The organism is Bacteriovorax sp. DB6_IX (assembly GCF_000447775.1).
Lineage (GTDB): Bacteria > Bdellovibrionota > Bacteriovoracia > Bacteriovoracales > Bacteriovoracaceae > Halobacteriovorax_A.
The window spans coordinates 1-4215 of record NZ_AUNJ01000143.1 but is presented as its reverse complement, the minus strand read 5'-3'; the positions used below and the strand labels follow the sequence as shown (position 1 = coordinate 4215).

Here is a 4215-nt window from a genome sequence, read left to right as displayed (position 1 = left end):
ATTACTGAATTAGCTTAATGGAGAGATAATGAAGGTTTTAATTGTAGATGATTCTAAAGCAATTTATATGATGGTATCCCAAATGCTGAAAGAAATAGGTCATGATGCTCTTTGGGCGGAAGACGGAGTAGATGCTTGCAATAAGCTAGCTAGTGAGAAGGTTGATTTGATTCTGCTTGATTGGAATATGCCAAATATGTCTGGGCCAGAATTCTTAGAAGAAAATGGTGCAGAAAATATTACGGATGCACCAATTGTGATGATGACAACAGAAAATAAGCCTGATTTTATAAAGAAAGCTCTACAGTTAGGTGCCGTAGAGTATATTATGAAACCATTTACGAGTGATATTCTTCAAGACAAATTAGAGTTAGTATTTGAGTAACTTGTCATCAGAATCCAAGGAATGTTACAATTTATCTCAAGAAAACGGGAATTGAATATGCTAATTCTGATAGAAATCCAAATTACAAAACGTTTAAAAATCGTTTATCGGATATTAGAGGAGAGAGGTGAAAGTCTCTCTTCTTTTTGTCAAACCCCTTAAACTTCTCTGAGTTAACTCAAGAAATAATTAATGTCTTCACTAATAATGAAACAGCTTTCTTTAGAGATCGTAGACCATTTGATTTTGTAGTCTGGCTTCATGAGCAATCAATAATTCCAGAAAATAATTTAAATATCCTCTCGATTCCCTGTAGCACAGGGCAAGAGCCTTATAGTTTAATGTTCAGTTTGTTAAAGAGTGGCGTTGACTTAAAGCATATTAATATTGATGCATTTGATCTAGATACAGAGGTGGTTTCTAGAGCAAAAAGCAGGAAGATATAATAAGTTTGAGATGATGAGGGGAGTAAGTGAAGAGGATAAAATAAGTTTTTTGAGAGCGAAGATAGCTTTCATGTTGTTAAAACGAAGCTTAGAGATAGAATAAATTTTCAACAACATAACTTAATTGATTCAAAACTAGAAATTCAAAAATATCATCTTATCTTTCTTCGCAATGTTTTATTTTACTTTCAAGATGATGTTAAGAAAAGAGTCTTGGGAAATGTTGCCAAGTCCTTGAGACCCAATGGCATCATCTTATTAGGAAATGGAGAAGATGTTGCAGTAGAAGGTCTAAAAAAGGAAAATTTCGAAGGTATGATTTATTACTCTAAGATTTAATAAGTTTTATCTGAAATAAATCGCGGCCTTCTTCGAGCCTAAATAATTCATCCTTGTTTTCTTTGAGAGTCTCTTCTATCAAAGTATCAATATTCAAAATTTCTTTCTTTGAGCTTAGACTTTATTTCATCCGCGAGGAGATCTTTAATATCGTAAATTGATTCATATGGTAGCTTTAAATTAACCTTTTCTAATCCATCCCTGATCACCATGATATTCATAAACTGATAACTTTGGCGGTCTTTCTTTATTTACAATATATGTTTCAATATCATCTTTATAGAAATGCAGTAGCTCTTTAGTTGTTGGGAAATTATTGGTTTTAGCATTAATCATTTTTGAGAGTTTAAGATATCCAAAGAATGATCTTGTCATTGAAAAATATTGATAGGGTGCTGAAGACCGTATATTCCATTTAAGATTATGAGCGATATTGTCTATCTTTTGCGTAGGTTCCCATGTTCTTAAGTCGAATTTCGTTTCGCAAAGAAATGGTGCCAATAGAATTTTTGAAATGTCTCTAAGTATATGAGAAGCAGGACTTAATACTTCCTTGTTAAATCCCATTTGATTATAGAGATCTATAAATGAGGCATCTCCATTGTTTAATAACTCATCAATTATTTTAACTATTGCTAGTCTCGTCTTAAGAGGAATAAAAGTTAACTTGCCATAATCTATTAGAAAAAGCTTCTTATCTGCCAATAAGTAGTTAGATAAGTTTGAGTCTTCATAACATAATCCATGGACTAGTGGGAACTTTAAAAAAAGGGCATTGAGCTCATATTGTAGTTTCTCCCTAAACTCAATATTTTTACTGCTTAGACTCTCTAGTTCATCTGTAGCATCTACCCAATCAAAGACGATCACATTGTCATTAGAATATTTCTTGTATAGTTGCGGCAATGTTAAAACTTCAAAAGAATCAAAAATCTTACTAAGTTGATCATAATTTTTGATTTCTGTTAAAAAAGAACATTCTTCTCTAATTGATGAGACGAATTGATTAGCAAAACTATCAAGGTCTTTAAACTTTTCACCATTTACGAATCTTGATGTAAGTGATGTGACTTCCTTGATATTGTTGATATCTTTAAATAACTTTTCTTCGATATCTTCTCTAGTCGTTTTAATTGCTATTTTTGAGCCATTATTTAATTTAGCACAATGGATATTTCCAATTGATCCTTGATAGAAATTCTCTGATATGGCCCTAATTTCTTTATATAGAGAGGGGGATACTTGACTTAACTTTTCAAGTATTTTTTTACTATACTCTTGGTCAAGTTTTAGAGTTCTATTTTCTGTATTATCAAAGAGCTGACTAAATTTTTGTAGGGTTGCCCCCCTGGATTGGGCAATATTGGAAAGAATTTTTTGTCCGAATGATTTAGTTTGTTTTGTTTCTTTGATTTTAAAATATTCAACATGCATGTAAAAAATTTTACCACCAATAAATTCTTTTTAAAAACGTTTTAAATGTCTATAAATTTGCCGATAAGTTACTGAGTTCTAAAAGGAGAGGTTTGTGGAACTTGATGATTTAAAAGAAAATTTTATGTTGGAAGCAACTGAACTTTTAGATGAAGCGGAAGACGCATTACTGGCTTATGACAATGGTGCTGATTTTCAAGATTCTTACAATAAAGTTTTTAGATCGTTTCATAGTCTAAAAGGTGCAAGTGGGATGTTTGGGCTTGATGAACTTCAAGAACATATGCATAAACTTGAGTCTCTCCTGGATAAAGTGAAGGACGAATTTCCAGATGGATCAGTTGATTATTTTTTAGCAGGTATTGATCAGGCTAGAAGGTATTTTACTGAGGATAAAATAGAGTTTGATCATGTAGACTCATTTGATTCAAAACCAGTTACAGCAGGTAAAACGATTACCCAGCGAAAAGAAGATTCAATAGAGTCTAGAGATCATCGTGGTCATATCTTTGTTGTCGATGATGAACAATTGATTTTAGATTTACTATCTGAATCACTAATCGAAGCAGGATATAGAGTTGATTGTTTTTTAGATGGTAAAGAAGTTGTTGATATTATCGATGATGGTACTCCAGACTTGATTGTCTCCGATATTAACATGCCTCAAATGGATGGCTTAACAATGGTTCAAACATTAAAGGATAAGGGAGTTACTACTCCAGTTGTCTTTGTTTCAGCTTTTGTTACAAAAGATGCGGTTTTGACAGGTCTAAAAAGTGGTGCTCATTATTTTATAGAAAAGCCATTTGATGAAAAATTTCTTTTAAGTTTAGTCGCAAGTATTTTCAGATCTCTTGATGCTAAGAAAGTTATAAACAGAAGTATTGACTATGTTATGTATCAATTTGCAAATCATGAGGAAGTATTAAGAAATGCTGGCATGGAAAAAGAAATTGAAGTTATGAAGAATGAAATTAATACCCTTCTAAGATTAAGACAAGAGCTATTGTAAGGAAGCCTTATGCAAAGATATGAAATCGTATGTGTTGATGATGAAGTAGAATTATTATCACTTTATGAAATTGAGTTAGAAAGTATAGGAAGTAAGATTGTAACATTTTCTAATCCAGAAAAGGCTCTTGAGTATATCAAAGAAAATAGTACAAAGATTGCCTTTGTTGTAAGTGATTATAAAATGCCTGAAATGAATGGGTTAGAGTTTAGAAGGCGCATGGTAGAAGCTGATATCTTGACGCCTTTTGCAATGATTACTGGATACTATAATAAGGAAATGGCCGTCGAGGCGATGGAACTTAGAGTTCTTAAATTTATCCAAAAACCTTTTGATTCTGAAGAGCTTTTAAAACTTTTGAACACAGAAGGTAAGAAGTATGTTCAGGCATTAGATGAAGAATATGAAATGATTAAGTCCTTTGTTGAAGAGTCATTTCCTATGATTGAAGAAATCGAAGAGCTAATTCTTATCTTAGAAGAGGAACCTGGAAATATAAATGCTTTAAATACATATTTTAGGCTTCTACACACAATTAAGGGAACGGCCTCTTGTGTCGGACTAAAAACTCTTCCTGAGTTTACTCACAAGTACGAAGA

4 protein-coding genes and 1 pseudogene are annotated in these 4215 nt (G+C 32.3%); 4 read left to right on the top strand and 1 reads right to left on the bottom strand.

The genetic code is table 11. From position 1 onward, the window contains the following. Positions 1-28 precede the first annotated feature (28 nt). Together M901_RS04360 and M901_RS18335 are read left to right on the top strand one after the other, a co-directional pair. Complete coding sequence (locus M901_RS04360) at positions 29-385, top strand: response regulator (RefSeq protein WP_021276969.1); 357 nt, start codon at positions 29-31, stop codon at positions 383-385. Between the two features lie 146 nt (positions 386-531). Continuing rightward, positions 532-1170, top strand: a pseudogene (locus M901_RS18335) (protein-glutamate O-methyltransferase CheR). Positions 1171-1350: 180 nt separating this feature from the next. Here M901_RS18335 and M901_RS04350 read toward each other — a convergent pair. Beyond that, a complete protein-coding gene (locus M901_RS04350) occupies positions 1351-2604 on the bottom strand; it encodes an AarF/UbiB family protein (RefSeq protein ID WP_021276971.1) in 1254 nt (417 codons plus the stop codon). 94 nt (positions 2605-2698) lie between these two features. Here M901_RS04350 and M901_RS16250 point away from each other — a divergent pair, with 94 nt between their 5' ends. Both M901_RS16250 and M901_RS04340 read left to right on the top strand, forming a co-directional pair. After that, positions 2699-3616: a response regulator transcription factor gene (locus M901_RS16250; RefSeq protein ID WP_021276967.1), complete on the top strand. Its 918-nt coding sequence runs from the start codon at positions 2699-2701 to the stop codon at positions 3614-3616. Positions 3617-3625: 9 nt separating this feature from the next. Further along, positions 3626-4215 (top strand): response regulator (locus M901_RS04340; RefSeq protein WP_021276972.1); only part of this gene is annotated, 590 nt, incomplete at its 3' end.

Bases quoted from the DNA above. Each gene is read 5' to 3' on its own strand.
- M901_RS04350 (WP_021276971.1), bottom strand. From the start codon at position 2,604: ATGCATGTTGAATATTTTAAAATCAAAGAAACAAAACAAACTAAATCA.
- M901_RS04360 (WP_021276969.1), top strand. From the start codon at position 29: ATGAAGGTTTTAATTGTAGATGATTCTAAAGCAATTTATATGATGGTA.